Source organism: Streptomyces sp. NPDC085931 (assembly GCF_044540565.1).
In the GTDB taxonomy this organism is placed as follows: Bacteria; Actinomycetota; Actinomycetes; order Streptomycetales; family Streptomycetaceae; genus Streptomyces.
Window position 1 is genome coordinate 489,710 of the sequence record NZ_JBITSK010000004.1, and the last position, 15,049, is coordinate 504,758.

Annotated in this window: 14 protein-coding genes and 1 tRNA gene; 7 read left to right on the forward strand and 8 right to left on the reverse strand. The window is 72.0% G+C overall.

Annotation, left to right across the window (positions count from 1 at the left end):
• Positions 1 to 185: 185 nt before the first annotated feature.
• The gene (locus ACIGAN_RS10975) at positions 186 to 1,268 is read left to right on the forward strand and encodes a M23 family metallopeptidase (RefSeq protein ID WP_399856748.1); all 1,083 of its coding nucleotides are present in this window, start codon (positions 186 to 188) and stop codon (positions 1,266 to 1,268) included.
• A 4-nt stretch (positions 1,269 to 1,272) separates the two neighbouring features.
• Here the strand turns inward: ACIGAN_RS10975 and ACIGAN_RS10980 are convergent, their stop codons facing one another.
• The 4 genes from ACIGAN_RS10980 to ACIGAN_RS10995 form a co-directional block, all read right to left on the reverse strand.
• The gene (locus ACIGAN_RS10980; RefSeq protein WP_399856750.1) at positions 1,273 to 2,172 is read right to left on the reverse strand and encodes an HAD family hydrolase; all 900 of its coding nucleotides are present in this window, start codon (positions 2,170 to 2,172) and stop codon (positions 1,273 to 1,275) included.
• 90 nt (positions 2,173 to 2,262) lie between these two features.
• Positions 2,263 to 3,165, reverse strand: a complete 903-nt coding sequence (locus ACIGAN_RS10985; protein ID WP_399856752.1) for an LLM class flavin-dependent oxidoreductase — start codon at positions 3,163 to 3,165, stop codon at positions 2,263 to 2,265.
• 83 nt (positions 3,166 to 3,248) lie between these two features.
• Entirely contained in the window at positions 3,249 to 3,797 is a 549-nt protein-coding gene (locus ACIGAN_RS10990; RefSeq protein ID WP_399856754.1) for an RNA 2'-phosphotransferase, read from the reverse strand.
• A gap of 143 nt (positions 3,798 to 3,940) precedes the next feature.
• Entirely contained in the window at positions 3,941 to 5,698 is a 1,758-nt protein-coding gene (locus ACIGAN_RS10995) for an SDR family oxidoreductase (protein ID WP_399856756.1), read from the reverse strand.
• 168 nt (positions 5,699 to 5,866) lie between these two features.
• Between ACIGAN_RS10995 and ACIGAN_RS11000 the strand changes: the two genes are divergently transcribed.
• The 6 genes from ACIGAN_RS11000 to ACIGAN_RS11025 all read left to right on the forward strand — a co-directional run bounded on the left by ACIGAN_RS11000 (position 5,867) and on the right by ACIGAN_RS11025 (position 10,126).
• The gene (locus ACIGAN_RS11000) at positions 5,867 to 6,835 is read left to right on the forward strand and encodes an ABC transporter ATP-binding protein (protein ID WP_365088609.1); all 969 of its coding nucleotides are present in this window, start codon (positions 5,867 to 5,869) and stop codon (positions 6,833 to 6,835) included.
• The gene (locus tag ACIGAN_RS11005) at positions 6,825 to 7,742 is read left to right on the forward strand and encodes an ABC transporter permease (RefSeq protein WP_399856758.1); all 918 of its coding nucleotides are present in this window, start codon (positions 6,825 to 6,827) and stop codon (positions 7,740 to 7,742) included. The genes ACIGAN_RS11000 and ACIGAN_RS11005 overlap by 11 nt, the downstream gene beginning before the upstream one ends.
• Positions 7,739 to 8,650: an ABC transporter ATP-binding protein gene (locus ACIGAN_RS11010; protein WP_311682719.1), complete on the forward strand. Its 912-nt coding sequence runs from the start codon at positions 7,739 to 7,741 to the stop codon at positions 8,648 to 8,650. Before ACIGAN_RS11005 ends, ACIGAN_RS11010 begins: the two co-directional genes overlap by 4 nt.
• 9 nt (positions 8,651 to 8,659) lie before the next feature.
• On the forward strand, positions 8,660 to 9,379 hold the full coding sequence (locus ACIGAN_RS11015; protein WP_309093650.1) for an ABC transporter permease: 720 nt from the start codon (positions 8,660 to 8,662) through the stop codon (positions 9,377 to 9,379).
• Between the two features lie 101 nt (positions 9,380 to 9,480).
• Entirely contained in the window at positions 9,481 to 9,771 is a 291-nt protein-coding gene (locus ACIGAN_RS11020; RefSeq protein ID WP_399856760.1) for an SGM_3592 family protein, read from the forward strand.
• A gap of 268 nt (positions 9,772 to 10,039) precedes the next feature.
• Positions 10,040 to 10,126 (forward strand) — tRNA-Ser (locus tag ACIGAN_RS11025).
• 21 nt (positions 10,127 to 10,147) lie between these two features.
• Here ACIGAN_RS11025 and ACIGAN_RS11030 read toward each other — a convergent pair.
• From ACIGAN_RS11030 to efeB, 4 genes are all read right to left on the reverse strand, one after another.
• Positions 10,148 to 10,966 carry an HAD family hydrolase gene (locus tag ACIGAN_RS11030; protein WP_365088510.1) on the reverse strand — a complete coding sequence of 273 codons (819 nt, stop codon included), beginning with the start codon at positions 10,964 to 10,966 and terminating at the stop codon, positions 10,148 to 10,150.
• A complete protein-coding gene (gene serS, locus ACIGAN_RS11035; protein WP_365736514.1) occupies positions 10,963 to 12,240 on the reverse strand; it encodes a serine--tRNA ligase in 1,278 nt (425 codons plus the stop codon). The genes ACIGAN_RS11030 and serS overlap by 4 nt, the downstream gene beginning before the upstream one ends.
• Before the next feature lie 519 nt (positions 12,241 to 12,759).
• Positions 12,760 to 13,692: a prephenate dehydratase gene (gene pheA, locus ACIGAN_RS11040; protein ID WP_365088508.1), complete on the reverse strand. Its 933-nt coding sequence runs from the start codon at positions 13,690 to 13,692 to the stop codon at positions 12,760 to 12,762.
• 61 nt (positions 13,693 to 13,753) lie between these two features.
• Positions 13,754 to 15,043, reverse strand: coding sequence for an iron uptake transporter deferrochelatase/peroxidase subunit (gene efeB, locus ACIGAN_RS11045; RefSeq protein WP_399856763.1), 1,290 nt, complete (start codon positions 15,041 to 15,043; stop codon positions 13,754 to 13,756).
• Positions 15,044 to 15,049 lie beyond the last annotated feature (6 nt).

The following is a 15,049-nucleotide window of genomic DNA, read 5'->3' on the forward strand; positions in this document are numbered from 1 at the left end:
GGGGCCCCCCCCGGCCAGCCCCCCCCGAGGCCCCCCCCCCGGGGGGGGGCGGGGCGGGGGGCGGGGGGGGGGGGGGGGGGGGGGGGGGGGGGGGGGGGGGGGGGGGGGCGCGCCCCCCCCCCCCCCCCCCCCGGCCGTACGACATGAGCGCGACCGGGCCCCACCCGTGGGTGACGATCACTGACATGCGCTCACTTCGCCGCCACCGCGTGGTCGTTCCGGTCCTGCTGTGCGTGCTGGCGGTCCTCGGAGCCCGGCCCATGGCCGGGGACGAGGAAGCCGCCGACCCCGCCGCCGGCCCCGGCATGCACAGCGGTGGCGGGGCCACGGGCCTCAGCGCCGAGGTGATGCGGCTGTACGAGGAGGCCGCGGTGGCGACGCAGGTGTACGAGACCGGCCGCGAGGAGGCCGAGGAGCAACGGGCCAAGGCCCGGCGGGCGGAGGAACTCCTCGGCATCCAGCGGCGGCACATCGCGGCCCTGCGCGAGGACCTGGGCCGCATCGCACGCGCCCAGTACCGCACGAGCGGAGGCCTGCCGGTGGCCGCGCAGATGATCCTGGCCGGCAGTCCCGACGGCCTGATGCGCGGTCACCACGCGTTCGCCCAGGCCGATCTCGCCGTGAACAACGCGATCTCCAAGAACCGCCGGGCCGAGGCCCGGCTCGCCGAGGACGAGGCGAGGGCCGCGGCCGAATGGCAGGCGCTGGAGAAGCGGAACACACAACTGGCCGCGCTGAAGGCGGACATCGAGCAGAAGCTGGAGTCGGCCCGCTCACAGCTCCAGGGACAGGCGGACGCCGTCGTCGCCGCCGGGGCCTGCCGGGGAGCCGTCCGGCTCGACCAGCCGGAGACGGCGTTCACGAGCGCGTGGGTCGCTCCCGTGGAGACGTACACGCTGTCCTCGTCCTACGGCAGCGGCGGTGCCCGGTGGGCGAACCGGCACACCGGGCAGGACTTCGCGGTGCCGATCGGCACGCCGGTGCGGGCCGTCGGGGCGGGGCGGGTGGTGAGGGTGTCCTGCGGCGGGCCCTTCGGCATCGAGATCGTGCTGCGGCACGCGGGCGGCTACTACACGCAGTACGCCCACCTCGCGTCCGTCGCGGTCGATCAGGGCGAGCACGTCGAACCGGGCCAGTGGATCGGCCAGTCGGGCACCACGGGCAACTCCACGGGGCCGCACCTGCACTTCGAGACGCGGGTCACGCCGGAGTCGGGTTCGGCGGTGAACCCGGTCTCCTGGCTCGCGGCGCGTGGCGTGTCGCTCTGAGCGGTCAGCCCCGCGGCCGGAGCCGCTCGGCCACCAGCCGCTCGATCACGACCGCCACCCCGTCCTCGTTGTTCGCGACGGTCCGCCCCGAAGCGGCGGCGATGACGTCCGGGTGGGCGTTGCCCATGGCGAACGACCGGCCCGCCCAGGTGAGCATCTCCACGTCGTTGGGCATGTCGCCGAAGGCGACGACCTCCTCGTGCGAGATGCCGCGCTCGGCGCAGCACAGGGCGAGGGTGCTGGCCTTGGAGACCTCGGGGCCGCTGATCTCCAGCAGGGCGCTGGGGCTGGAGCGGGTCACGTTGGCGCGCTCCCCGATGGCGAGCCGGGCCAGGGTCAGGAAGGCGTCGGGGTCGAGTTCGGGGTGGTAGGCGAGGATCTTCAGCACGGGCTCGCCGGCCGCCGGGTGATCCGCGGAGAGCAGTTCCTCGGCGGGGGCGAGGCTGTCGGGTATCTCCATGTGCAGCTTCGGGTACGCCGGTTCCTGGTAGAAGCCGTACGTCTGCTCCACCGCGTACACCGTGCCCGGCGCCGCCTCGCGCAGCAGCCGCACGGCGTCGAGGGCGTTCTCCCGGGCCAGCTCGCGCACCTTGACGAAGCGGTGGGCCCCGGGGCCGCCGTGCAGGTCGACGACGGCGGCGCCGTTGCCGCAGATGGCCAGGCCGTGGCCGTGCACATGGTCGCTGACGACGTCCATCCAGCGGGCCGGCCGGCCGGTGACGAAGAAGACCTCGATGCCCGCCTCCTCGGCGGCGGCCAGGGCGGCGACCGTGCGCGGGGACACCGACTTGTCGTCGCGCAGCAGGGTGCCGTCGAGGTCGGTGGCGATCAGCCGCGGGGGCAGGGTCTCGGCCGCGGTCTCGTGCTGTCGGGTCGCTGAGGTCACCCGGCCATTGTCCCGCATATGCCTGCACGGGCGTGCGGGGCCGTGCACAGGTGAGTGGATGCCGTTCGTCACCAGGCCTTCCTGCCCCCCGGGGCTGCGCCGGTGAGATCAGCGCAACTGCGCCGGTGCCTCCATGGCGATCTGCTCGAAGACCTTCTCGTCGGCCGCGAAGTCGGAGTCGGGGATCGGCCAGTGGATCACGAGCTCCGTGAAGCCCAGCGCGGCGTACCGTCCGGCGAAGTCGACGAAGGCGTCCAGCGACCGCAGCGGTCCGGTGCGTTCCGGGGTGAACCCGGTGAGCAGGATCCGCTCGAGGCCGGTCATGTCGCGGCCGGTCTCGGCGCAGATGTCGGCGAGCCGGTCGGCCTGGGCGCGGATGGCCCGAACCGACTGTTCGGGAGTGCCGTTCTCGTAGAGCTTGGGGTCGCCGGTGGTCACCCAGGCCTGTGCGTACCGGGCGGCGAGGCGCATCCCGCGCGGCCCGGTCGCCGCCACCGCGAAGGGCAGCCTGGGGCGCTGCACACAGCCGGGGATGTTGCGGGCCTCGTGGGCCGCGTAGAAGTCACCCTCGAAGGACACCGCGTCCTCGCTGAGCAGCCGGTCGAGGAGCGGGACGAACTCGGCGAAGCGGTCGGCGCGCTCACGCGGCGTCCACGGTTCCTGGCCGAGCGCGGTGGCGTCGAAGCCGGAGCCGCCCGCGCCGATGCCCAAGGTGACCCGGCCGCCGGAGATGTCGTCCAGCGAGATCAGTTCCTTGGCGAGGGTCACGGGGTGCCGGAAGTTCGGCGAGGTCACCAGCGTGCCCAGGCGCAGCCGGTCGGTGACGGTCGCGGCGGCGGTGAGGGTGGGCACGGCACCGAACCACGGGCCGTCGCGGAAGGTGCGCCAGGAGAGGTGGTCGTAGGTGTACGCGGTGTGGAAGCCGAGCTGCTCGGCACGGGTCCAGGCCGCACGGCCGCCTTCGTGCCAGCGGCGGTACGGGAGGATCACGGTGCTCAGACGCAGACTCATGCCCACGAGCCTAAGCGAGCCCGGCGCCTCCCCGGTGTTTCACGTGAAACGGTCACCGTGGGCAGCCGCAAGGAAACGGCAGGTCAGTGGCGCTCGGAGAAGCGGAGATAGCGCGGCGGCACGGTCTCGGTCAGCCATACGCCGTTCGGGCTGACGTGGAAGACGTGACCGTCGCGGTGCATGGCGCCCGCGTCGACGGTCAGCACGACCGGCCGGCCGCGGCGGGCGCCGACACGGGTCGCCGTCTCACGGTCGGGTGAGAGATGCACGGCATGCCGGTCCATCGGCCGCAGCCCCTCGGCGCGGATCGCGTCCAGATGACGGGCGACCGTGCCGTGGTAGAGCCACGCGGGCGGCTCGGCCGGCGGCAGCCCGAGGTCGACGTCGATGCTGTGGCCCTGGCTGGCACGGATCCGGGTCCCGTCGACGGCGAAGCGCCGTTTGTCGTTGGTGGCGACCACATGGTTGAGTTCCTCGCGGGTGAACCCGAAGCCGTGGGCGGCGGCCGCGGCGATCAGGGTGTCGATCTCCACCCAGCCGGCCTCGTCGAGAGCGATCCCGATCCGTTCCGGCTGGTGGCGCAGATGCTTCGACAGGTACTTCGACACCTTCACGGTGCGTCTCTCGTCCATCCCACCAGGGTGAGGGAGAGACGTGAATCACGCGATCGAGTTTCACTCCTCGGGTTTGATCCACAACCAAGGGGTGTTATCCACAGGAAGAAGGACCCGCTCTGTGGACAACTGGCCGTCCGCGCAGGGACTTTGGTGCCGCGTCACAGCGGAGGCCTGACCCGGGCGATTCTGCGCAGCACCCCCGGCGCGAGCCGCGCCAGCGCCCGGGCGGCTCGGGCCTCGGGCGTCACCGCAACCACCGGCTCGTCACGCGCGACCGCCCGGAGGAGGGCCCGCGCGACCTTCTCCGGCGGATAGCCGCGCAGCCCGTACAGCCGGGCGGCACGCTGCTGGAGCCGCTTCTCCTCCGGCCCCTCCACCCCGGCGAAGTGCGCCGTCGACGTGATGGCGGTGTTGACGAAGCCGGGGCAGACCGCCGTCACGCCGATCCCCTGTCCGGCGAGTTCCGCGCGCAGGCACTCGCTGAGCATCAGCACGGCCGCCTTGGAGGTGCTGTAGGCGGGCAGCGCCCGGGACGGCTGAAAGGCCGCGGCGGAGGCGACGTTGACGATGTGGCCGCCCTGCCCCCGCTCGGTCATCCGCCGGCCGAAGAGCCGGCAGCCGTGGATCACGCCCCACAGGTTGACGTCGAGGACCTTTCTCCAGTCCTCCGTCGTGGTGTCGAAGAAGGAGCCGGACAGCCCGATCCCGGCGTTGTTGACCAGGACGTCCAGCACGCCGTGCGTGCCGGTGACCCGCTCGGCGAGCGCCTCCATGGCCTGCTCGTCGGAGACGTCGGCCGTCTCCGCCCAGGCCCCGGGCGCACCGGCCCGGCGGCACGCTTCGGCGGTGCGGGCCGCGGCCTCGGCGTTCCGGTCGACGGCGACCACCCGTGCGCCCGCCCCGGCGAAGGCCAGTGCCGTGGCCCGCCCGATGCCGCTGCCCGCGCCGGTGACCAGCACCAGCTGGCCGGAGAACCGCTCGGTGTGCCTCCCGCCGGCCGTCTCCGGCGCGTCTCCGCGCTCCACGGACGTCACGAACTCCCCGATCCACGCGGCCAGCCGGTCCGGCCGGGTCCGCGGGATCCAGTGCCCGGCCTGGATCGTCCTGCGGGTCAGCCGCGGAACCCAGTGCTCCAGCTCCTCGTCGAGCCGCTCCGACAGGAACCGGTCCTCCAGCGGCGTGATGACCTGCACGGGCGCGTGCGCGTACGCGTCGGTGCGCGGGCTGCGCATCCGGGGCCGGACGTTGTCGCGGTACAGCCACGCCCCGTGGGCGGCGTCCGAGGGCAGGGACGAGGTGGGGTAGTCGCCCCGGGGCACCTTCTCCACCCGCTCCAGGACCTTCGGCCAGCGCCTGCCCAGCGGACCGCGCCAGGCCAGCTCGGGCAGCACGGGCGTGTGCAGCAGATACACGTACCAGGAGCGGGCGCCCTGCCCGAGGAGCTGGCCGACCCGGCGCGGGGTGGGGCGCTTCACGCGCCGGTCGATCCAGTGGGCGAAGTGATCGAGGGACGGCCCGGACATCGACGTGAAGGAGGCGATGCGGCCCTCGGTGCGCCGGACGGTGGTGAACTCCCAGGCCTGCACCGACCCCCAGTCGTGCCCGACCAGGTGCACCGGCCGGTCCGGGCTCACGGCGTCCGCCACGGCCAGGAAGTCGTCCGTCAGCTTCTCCAGGGTGAACCCTCCGCGCAGGGGCCGCGGGGCGGTGGACCGGCCGTGGCCGCGGACGTCGTAGGCGACCACGTGGAAGTCCGCGGCGAGCCGGGCGGCGACCTGTGACCACACTTCCTTGCTGTCGGGGTAGCCGTGCACGAGGACGACGGTCGGCCGCTCCGGATCACCCAGCTCGGCCACGCACAGCTCGACTCCGCCGGTCCGCACCCGGCGCTCTCGCGCACCCGTGAGCAACGTCATCCGGCGAATCTGGCAGTTGTTAGAGAGTTCGTCAATAGCGGCTCCCCGGCCGTGGTAACTCTCGAGAACCAGGTCCCCTAAGGGCACGTAATACTCGAGGCTGATCCCAAGACAGCTCTGCGGAGTGACGACCGCCACGCCTGCGGCCCCTACCTTCGAAGCGTGACTGTGATCGCGACCGAAAGCCTGAGCAAGCGGTTCCCCCGGGTGACCGCGCTTGACCGGCTCTCCGTGGACGTCGGGCCCGGTGTGACCGGACTCGTCGGATCCAACGGGGCCGGCAAGTCCACACTGATCAAGATCCTGCTGGGTCTGTCCCCCGCCACCGAGGGCCGTGCCGAAGTGCTCGGCCTGGACGTCGCCACCGAGGGCGCCGCCATCCGCGAGCGGGTCGGGTACATGCCCGAGCACGACTGCCTGCCGCCGGACGTCTCGGCCACCGAGTTCGTCGTCCACATGGCGCGCATGTCCGGCCTGCCGCCCACGGCCGCGCGCGAGCGCACCGCCGACACCCTGCGCCACGTCGGCCTGTACGAGGAGCGCTACCGCCCGATCGGCGGCTACTCGACCGGCATGAAGCAGCGCGTGAAGCTCGCGCAGGCCCTCGTCCACGACCCGCAGCTGGTCTTCCTCGACGAGCCGACCAACGGCCTCGACCCGGTCGGCCGCGACGAGATGCTCGGCCTGATCCGCCGCATCCACACCGACTTCGGCATCTCGGTCCTGGTCACCTCGCACCTCCTGGGCGAACTGGAGCGCACCTGCGACCACGTCGTCGTCATCGACGGCGGCAAGCTCCTGCGCTCCAGCTCCACCACGGACTTCACGCAGATCACCACGACCCTCGCGATCGAGGTCACCGACACCGACGAGCACCCGGACGGCACCCGCGCGGTCCGCGAGGCGCTGCACGCGCGCGGGGTGAGCGTCGAGGACGGCAGCGGCCTGCCCGGCGCGGGCCACGTCCTGCACCTGACCGCGCAGGGCGAGGAGACCTACGACCTGGTCAGAGACGTGATCGCCGACCTCGGCCTGGGCCTGGTGCGCATGGAGCAGCGCCGGCACCACATCTCCGAGGTCTTCACGGCCGACGACCGCAACGAGCAGCGGAAGGAGGCGGTCGGCCATGGCGGTTGAGCACTCCCCGGGCATTCCCGCCCCGGCACCGGGCGACCAGACCCGAATCCACAACATCGGCTACCGCAGCTACGACGGCCCCCGCCTCGGCCGCGCCTACGCCCGCCGCTCCCTGTACTCGCAGTCCCTGCGCGGCGCCTACGGCCTCGGCCGCTCGGTGAAGTCCAAGGTCCTGCCGATGCTGCTGTTCGTGGTGATGTGCGTGCCCGCGGCCATCATGGTCGCCGTCGCGGTCGCCACCAAGGCCAAGGAACTGCCGCTGGACTACACGCGCTACGCGATCGTCATGCAGGCGGTCATCAGCCTGTACGTCGCCTCGCAGGCACCCCAGTCGGTCTCGCGCGACCTGCGCTTCAAGACGGTGCCCCTGTACTTCTCGCGTCCGATCGAGACCGCCGACTACGTCCGCGCCAAGTTCGCGGCGCTGGCCTCGGCGCTGTTCGTCCTCACGGCCGCTCCCCTGCTCGTGCTCTACGTCGGCGCCCTGCTGGCCAAGCTCGACTTCGCCGACCAGACCAAGGGATTCGCACAGGGACTCGTCTCCGTGGCACTGCTCTCACTGCTCTTCGCCGGCATCGGCCTGGTCATCGCCTCCTTCACCCCGCGCCGCGGGTTCGGCATCGCGGCCGTGATCGCCGTGCTGACCATCAGCTACGGCGCGGTGTCCACCCTCCAGGCCATCGCCGACGCCCAGGGCAGCTCCGACGCCGTGCCGTGGATCGGGCTGTTCTCGCCGATCACCCTGGTCGACGGGGTGCAGTCGGCGTTCCTGGGCGCGACCTCGGCCTTCCCCGGCGGGGTGGGCCCGGGCACCGCCGAGGGCGTCGTCTTCGTCCTCGTCGCCCTCGGCCTGATCGCGGCGAGCTACGGCCTCCTGATGCGCCGCTACAAGAAGGTGGGACTGTGACCACGCTCTCCATCGACCACGTCTCCCGCTGGTTCGGCAACGTGGTCGCCGTCAACGACATCACCATGACCATCGGCCCCGGCGTCACGGGCCTGCTCGGCCCCAACGGCGCCGGGAAGTCCACCCTCATCAACATGATGGGCGGCTTCCTGGCCCCCTCCACCGGCACGGTCACCCTCGACGGGCAGCCGGTCTGGCGCAACGAGGAGATCTACAAGCACATCGGCGTCGTCCCCGAACGGGAGGCGATGTACGACTTCCTCACCGGCAAGGAGTTCGTCCTCGCCAACGCCGAGCTGCACGGCCTGGGCGCCAAGGCCGCCCAGAAGGCCCTGGCCACGGTCGAGATGGAGTACGCGCAGGACCGCAAGATCCAGACGTACTCCAAGGGCATGCGCCAGCGCGTGAAGATGGCCTCCGCCCTCGTGCACGACCCGTCGCTGCTGCTGCTCGACGAGCCCTTCAACGGCATGGACCCGCGCCAGCGCATGCAGCTGATGGACCTGCTGCGCCGCATGGGCGACGAGGGTCGCACGGTGCTGTTCTCGTCGCACATCCTCGAAGAGGTCGAGCAACTCGCCTGGCACATCGAGGTCGTCGTCGCCGGGCGGCACGCCGCCAGCGGCGACTTCCGCAAGATCCGCCGCCTGATGACCGACCGGCCGCACCGCTACCTGGTGCGCTCCAGCGACGACCGGGCCCTCGCGGCCGCGCTGATCGCCGACCCGTCGACGTCCGGCATCGAGGTCGACCACGCCGAGGGCGCGCTGCGCATCCAGGCCGTCGACTTCGGCCGCTTCACCGCGCTGCTGCCCAGGGTCGCCAGGGACCACGGCATCCGGCTGCTCACGGTCTCGCCGTCCGACGAGTCCCTCGAGTCCGTCTTCTCGTACCTGGTCGCGGCGTAGGAGGCCCTGATGTACGACCCCACAGTCGCCCGGCTCACCTACCGGGCCCTGCTCGGCCGGCGCCGGGCCCTCATCCTCGGCGCGCTGCCGCTGCTGCTCATCGTGATCGCCGTGGCCGTGCGCGCCCTGGCCGGAGCGGACGACCAGACGGCGTCCGACCTGCTCGGCGGCCTCGCCCTGGCCACCATGGTGCCGATCATCGGCGTCATCGCCGGCACCGGCGCCATCGGCCCGGAGATCGACGACGGCTCGGTGGTGTACCTGCTGTCCAAGCCGATCAAGCGGCCGACCATCATCTTCACCAAGCTGATCGTGGCCATCGCGGTGACCATGGTGTTCTCCGCGGTGCCGACACTGATCGCCGGCTTCATCCTCAACGGCAACGGCCAGCAGATCGCCGTGGCCTACACGGTGGCGGCCCTGGTCGCCTCCATCGCCTACGCGGCCCTGTTCCTGCTGCTCGGCACGGTCTCGCGGCACGCCGTGGTGTTCGGCCTCGTCTACGCCCTGGTCTGGGAGGCGCTGTTCGGCTCCCTGGTGCCGGGCGCGCGCACGCTGAGCGTCCAGCAGTGGTCGCTGGCGGTGGCTCAGAAGGTGGCCGGCGGGGAGCTGGTGACCTCGGACGTGGGCCTGACCACGGCGACGGTGCTGCTGGTCGCCGTCACGGTGCTGGCCACCTGGTACGCCGGTCAGAAGCTGCGCTCGCTCACGCTGGCCGGCGAGGAGTGACGTGCCCCGGCCTTGACGGGGGCTTCACCCCCGTCGAGGCACACTGGGCGAACAGGACATAGCACCACCGCACGGGAGTCGGACGGCCGGGAGGGACGCACATGGCGGGCGAGAGGGCTCGGTACGACGACCGCGGGCAGCCGGGATCCGGGTCCGGGGACGACACCTGGGACGGCCTCGTCCTGGACGACGACTTCATACGCTCCGCCGAGACCTCCGAGCCGTCGGCCCGGGCCCGGATGCTGGCCGCGCGCTGGCGCCGGGAGGATCCACAGCCGCAGCCCTGGCGCTCCGACGAGCCGCCCGCGGGCTGGTTCTTCGGCACGGCGCGGCGGCGCAGGTGGCGCAGGCGCCAGGACCACCGACCGGTGGGCCGGCCGGCCCACCAGTAGCCCTCACGCGTCGATTTAATCGGTGGCGTCCCCTTCGCCCGGCAGGCAGAGTGGTCGTGTCCCCGCCGGGCGAGAGACCCGGCGGCACGGTCTGGGAGAGGAGCGGGACGATGCCCATGCACGGCAGTACGTCCAGCTCCCTTCAGGGCAGCCCGCGGCGGGTTCCGGAGTAGTCGCCACCACTCCGTGGAGCCTCGCCCCACACGGGGAGCTGCCCGGGGCGGCCGCTTCGAGCACGCGACGCGCACATCGCGTGGGCCGCCCACCCGGAGGATTGGCCGAGGGGTAAGGCACTGGCTTGCTGAGCCATGGTCGGGCTGGAAGGCCCGCGCACGTTCGATCCGTGCATCCTCCGCCGCACACGCGACACGAAGGTTCAGCCCAGCAACCGCTCCAGCACCACCGCGATCCCGTCCTCCTCGTTGGAGGACGTCACCTCGTCGGCCACCGCCTTCAGCTCCTCGTGGGCGTCGGCCATGGCGACACCGTAGGAGGCCCAGGCGAACATCGGGATGTCGTTGGGCATGTCGCCGAAGGCGATCGTGTCGGCCGCCTTCAGCTTGAGCCGGCGGGCCGCCAGCGACAGGCCGGTGGCCTTGGACAAGCCCAGGGGGAGGAGCTCGACGATGCCCGGGCCCGCCATCGTGACGGTGACGAAACCGCCGGCGGTCCGGGTGGCCGCCTCGCACAACTCGTCGTCCGACAGAGTCGGGTGCTGGATGTAGAGCTTGTTCAGGGGCGCGGTCCACAGGTCCGACGCGTCCGTGAAGGGGGTCGCGGGCAGCTTGCCGTGCGCCGCGTAGCCCGGGCCCACCAGCACCTCGCCGTCCAGGCCGTCGCGGCTCGCGGCCAGGTACAGCGGGCCGACCTCCGCCTCGATCTTGGCCAGGGCCACCCCGGCGAGCTGCCGGTCCAGCGTGACGGAGGTCAAAAGGCGGCGGGCGCCGGCGTCGTACACCTGCGCGCCCTGGCCGCAGACGGCCAGACCCTCGTACCCCAGGTCGTCGAGGATGTGCCGGGTCCAGGGGACGGCGCGGCCGGTGACGACGATGTGCGCCGCGCCCGCCGCGGTGGCGGCGGCGAGCGCGTCACGGGTGCGCTGCGACACCGTGTCGTCGGAACGCAGCAGCGTGCCGTCGAGGTCGGTGGCGACGAGCTTGTAGGGGAAGCCGCCCGCGGGGGCCGTGTCGCTCACGTGGCCACCGGCTCCAGGACCTCCCGGCCGCCCAGGTACGGGCGCAGCACCTCGGGCACGCGCACCGAGCCGTCGGGCTGCTGGTGGTTCTCCAGGATCGCCACGATCGTGCGCGGGACGGCGCAGAGCGTGCCGTTCAGCGTGGCCAGCGGGCGGACCTGCTTGCCGTCACGGACGCGGATCGACAGGCGGCGGGACTGGAACTCGGTGCAGTCCGAGGTCGAGGTCAGCTCGCGGTACTTGCCCTGGGTCGGGATCCACGCCTCGCAGTCGAACTTGCGGGCGGCCGAGGAGCCGAGATCGGCGGAGGCGACGTCGATGACCCGGAACGGCAGCTCGAGCGAGGTCAGCCACTGCTTCTCCCACTCCAGCAGCCGCTGGTGCTCGGCCTGCGAGTCCTCCGGGGCGACGTAGGAGAACATCTCGACCTTGTCGAACTGGTGCACGCGGAAGATGCCGCGGGTGTCCTTGCCGTGCGAGCCGGCCTCGCGGCGGAAGCAGGGCGAGAAGCCCGCGTAGCGCAGCGGGAGGCGGTCGGCGTCGAGGATCTCGTCCATGTGGTACGCCGCGAGCGCGACCTCGGAGGTGCCGACCAGGTAGAGGTCGTCGTCCTGGAGGTGGTAGACGTCCTGGGCGGCCTGGCCGAGGAAGCCCGTGCCCGCCATGGACTGGGGGCGGACCAGGGCCGGGGTCAGCATCGGCGTGAAGCCGGCCGCCGTGGCCTGGGCCATCGCCGCGTTCACCAGGGCGAGCTCCAGCAGGGCGCCCACCCCGGTGAGGAAGTAGAAGCGCGAGCCGGAGACCTTGGCGCCGCGCTCGACGTCGATCGCGCCGAGGAGGTGGCCGAGTTCCAGGTGGTCGCGGGGCTCGAAGCCCTCGGCGGCGAAGTCACGGATCGTGCCGTGCGTCTCCAGCGTGACGAAGTCCTCCTCGCCGCCCACGGGCACGTCGGGGTGGACGAGGTTGCCGAGCTTCTGCAGCAGCTCCTGGGTCTCGGTGGCCGCGGCGTCGCGTTCCGCGTCGGCCGCCTTGACGTCGGCGGCGAGCTGGCTCGCCTTCTTCAGCAGCTCGGCCTTCTCGTCCCCGGACGCCTTGGGGATCAGCTTGCCGAGCGCCTTCTGCTCGGCGCGCAGCTCGTCGAAGCGGACGCCGGACGACCTGCGCCGCTCGTCGGCAGACAGGAGGGAGTCGACGAGCGCGACGTCCTCTCCACGGGCACGCTGGGAGGCGCGCACACGGTCGGGGTCCTCACGGAGCAGGCGAAGGTCAATCACGCGCTCCAGGCTACCGGTGTGGGATGACCGCCCACGACTCACTATTCCCGTCGCGCCTTACGTACCGTTATGAGTGAATTGCGCGCAGTGTCAATAAAGGGGACGCCTCTCCCCGGAACGAGGCATCCGGCGGGCGCCGCATTGACTCGAATCCCTTGTGGGGAGCGGGACTTGGGCTTCGGTTGTCCACAGGAATCCACACCCGCCCAAGAGTTATCCACAGGCTGTGTGGAAGATCTGTGGACTCCGGAATTGATCTCTCCGCAAGACGGGGCCGCCCGGGAGAATTCCCACCGCAAACCCGCTCTACCCTCACTTTCGAGTGGAAACGGGTCACCCCGAAGGGTGACGCAAGGGGAAACGGTGGACGAAGGGTGACCTGCCCCTTGATGGACGTATCAGGGGCCTGTAGGGCGATTTGTCGACTGGCTCACGGTTCGTTGTCGACTTGTCCCCAGGTCGAGAAGCGGACCTGTGGATAACTTCTGTGGATAACGACGGTCGGCAGGTACGACCGGCCTAGAAGCGGCCGTCCTGGCACCGCGCGACCCAGTCCGCCGCTGCCACGAACTCCTCGTCCGACGTCCCCGGCCGCGGCTGCCGCACCTGCGCCGGCTGCACATCGGCGCGCGGATACGAGCCCAGGTAGCGCACCTGGAGGCAGATCCGCTTCAGCCCCATCAGGGCCTCGGCCACCCGGCGGTCGGAGATGTGGCCCTCGGCGTCGATGCAGAAGCAGTAGTTGCCGATACCGGCACCCGTCGGCCGGGACTGGAGCAGCATCAGGTTGATGCCCCGGGTGGCGAACTCGCCGAGCAGGTCGCGCAGGCCGCCGGGGTGGTCGTCGCGCTGCCACAGCACGACGGAGGTCTTGTCCGCGCCGGTCGGGGCGGCGGGCCGGGCGGGCCGGCCGACCAGCACGAACCGGGTCTGGGCGTTCTCGGCGTCGTGGATGCCGGTCTCCAGGGCTTCCAGGCCGTAGCGGGCGGCCGCGAACTCCCCGGCGAAGGCGGCGTCGTACTGCCCCTCCTGGACCAGCCGGGCGGCGTCCGCGTTCGAGGCGGCCGACTCCCAGTGCGCGTCCGGCAGGTGTTTCCTCAGCCAGTTGCGCACCTGCGGCTGGGCGGCCGGGTGCGCGGAGACGGTCTTGATGTCCGACAGCTTCGTGCCCGGGCGGACGAGGAGCGCGAAGGTGATGGAGAGCAGCACCTCGCGGTAGATCATCAGCGGGGCCCCGGCGACGAGTTCGTCGAGCGTGGTCGTGATGCCGCCCTCGACGGAGTTCTCGATGGGCACGAACGCGGCCTCGGCCTCGCCGGCGCGTACCGCGTCGAGTGCGGACTGGACGGACACGTACGGGATGAGCTCCCGGGTGGCGGCCTCGGGAAGCGTGCGCAGGGCGACTTCGGTGAAGGTGCCCTCGGGGCCGAGATACGCATAGCTCGCTGGCATGACCTCACCCTAATGGGCCCGCGGAAGCGCTCTCCGCACCTTCCCGTACCTGAAACGACTCTCACCCCTCCAGCAACTTCTGTCCCACGTACTCCCCTTCCGCCGCCCCGCCGGGCACCGCGAACAGCCCGCTCGACTCGTGCCGGATGAACGGCGACAGGGCGTCGCCGCGGTCGAGCTTGCGCTGCACCGGGACGAAGCCGCGCAGCGGGTCGGCCTGCCAGCAGATGAAGAGCAGGCCCGCGTCGGGCACCCCGTCGGCGTCGATGCCGTCGTGGAAGGAGAACGGGCGGCGCAGCATCGCGGCACCGCCGTTCTGGTCGGGCCGGGTGATGCGGGCGTGGGCGTTGACCGGGACGACGAGGTTGCCCTCGGCGTCGGTCTTCTCCAGGTCCATCGCGGTCGTCTCGGTACCGCCGGACAGCGCGGCCCCGTCGGACTTGCGGCGCCCGATGACCTCCTCCTGGGCCTTGACGGAGAGCTTCTCCCAGTCGTCGAGGAGCATGCGGATCCTGCGGACGACGGCGTAGGAGCCGTGCGCCATCCACGCCGGTTCGCCGTTCTCCGGGACGAAGATCCGCCGGTCGAAGTCGGGCTCGTCCGGCTTCGGGTTGCGGGTGCCGTCGATCTGGCCCATGAGGTTGCGAGCCGTCATCGGGTGGGCGGTGGCGCCGGGCGAGCGGTTGAAGCCGTTCATCTGCCACCGCACCCGGGCGGCACGGCCCGCGTCCTTCTGGATCGCGCGCAGGGCGTGGAAGGCGACGAGGGCGTCGTTGGCACCGATCTGCACCCACAGGTCGCCGTTGCTGCGCTTCGGGTCGAGGCGGTCGGAGGAGAACGCGGGCAACGGGTCCAGCGCCACCGGGCGCTGCTTCTCCAGGCCCGTCCGGGCGAAGAAGCTGTGCCCGAAGCCGAAGGTGACCGTCAGCGACGAAGGGCCGGCGTCGCGGGCCACGTCGGTGTCGCCGTGGGCGCTCGGCTCGCCCGCCATCAGCCGCCGGGCCGTCTCCGACCAGCGGCGGAGCAGGGCCGCGGCCTCCTTGCGGCCGGCGCCCGGCGCCAGGTCGAAGGCGACGAGATGGCCGCGGGCCTGGAGGCCGTCGGTGATGCCGGGCTGATGTTTCCCGTGAAACATCGCCCGGTCGGTGCCGAGCGAGGTGAGCGGAGCGGCCGCCTCGGAAGGGGCGGCGGCGTAGCCCGCGGCGGTGCCGGCCGTGCCGAGCACCAGTCCGGTGGCGCCGGCGGTGCCGAGCAGCCGCCGCCGGGAGATGCCCTCGTGGGCGGTGGCCGCCTCGGTGTGCTCCGGGGCGGCTTCGGGGATGCGGGCCTGGGGGAGGGACGGGTCGGGCATGGTCGT

Bases quoted from the DNA above. Each gene is read 5' to 3' on its own strand.
- ACIGAN_RS10975 (WP_399856748.1), top strand. From the start codon at position 186: ATGCGCTCACTTCGCCGCCACCGCGTGGTCGTTCCGGTCCTGCTGTGC.
- ACIGAN_RS10980 (WP_399856750.1), bottom strand. From the start codon at position 2,172: ATGCGGGACAATGGCCGGGTGACCTCAGCGACCCGACAGCACGAGACC.
- ACIGAN_RS10985 (WP_399856752.1), bottom strand. From the start codon at position 3,165: ATGAGTCTGCGTCTGAGCACCGTGATCCTCCCGTACCGCCGCTGGCAC.
- ACIGAN_RS10990 (WP_399856754.1), bottom strand. From the start codon at position 3,797: ATGGACGAGAGACGCACCGTGAAGGTGTCGAAGTACCTGTCGAAGCAT.
- ACIGAN_RS10995 (WP_399856756.1), bottom strand. From the start codon at position 5,698: ATGACGTTGCTCACGGGTGCGCGAGAGCGCCGGGTGCGGACCGGCGGA.
- ACIGAN_RS11005 (WP_399856758.1), top strand. From the start codon at position 6,825: ATGGCGGTTGAGCACTCCCCGGGCATTCCCGCCCCGGCACCGGGCGAC.
- ACIGAN_RS11015 (WP_309093650.1), top strand. From the start codon at position 8,660: ATGTACGACCCCACAGTCGCCCGGCTCACCTACCGGGCCCTGCTCGGC.
- ACIGAN_RS11020 (WP_399856760.1), top strand. From the start codon at position 9,481: ATGGCGGGCGAGAGGGCTCGGTACGACGACCGCGGGCAGCCGGGATCC.
- pheA (WP_365088508.1), bottom strand. From the start codon at position 13,692: ATGCCAGCGAGCTATGCGTATCTCGGCCCCGAGGGCACCTTCACCGAA.
- efeB (WP_399856763.1), bottom strand. From the start codon at position 15,043: ATGCCCGACCCGTCCCTCCCCCAGGCCCGCATCCCCGAAGCCGCCCCG.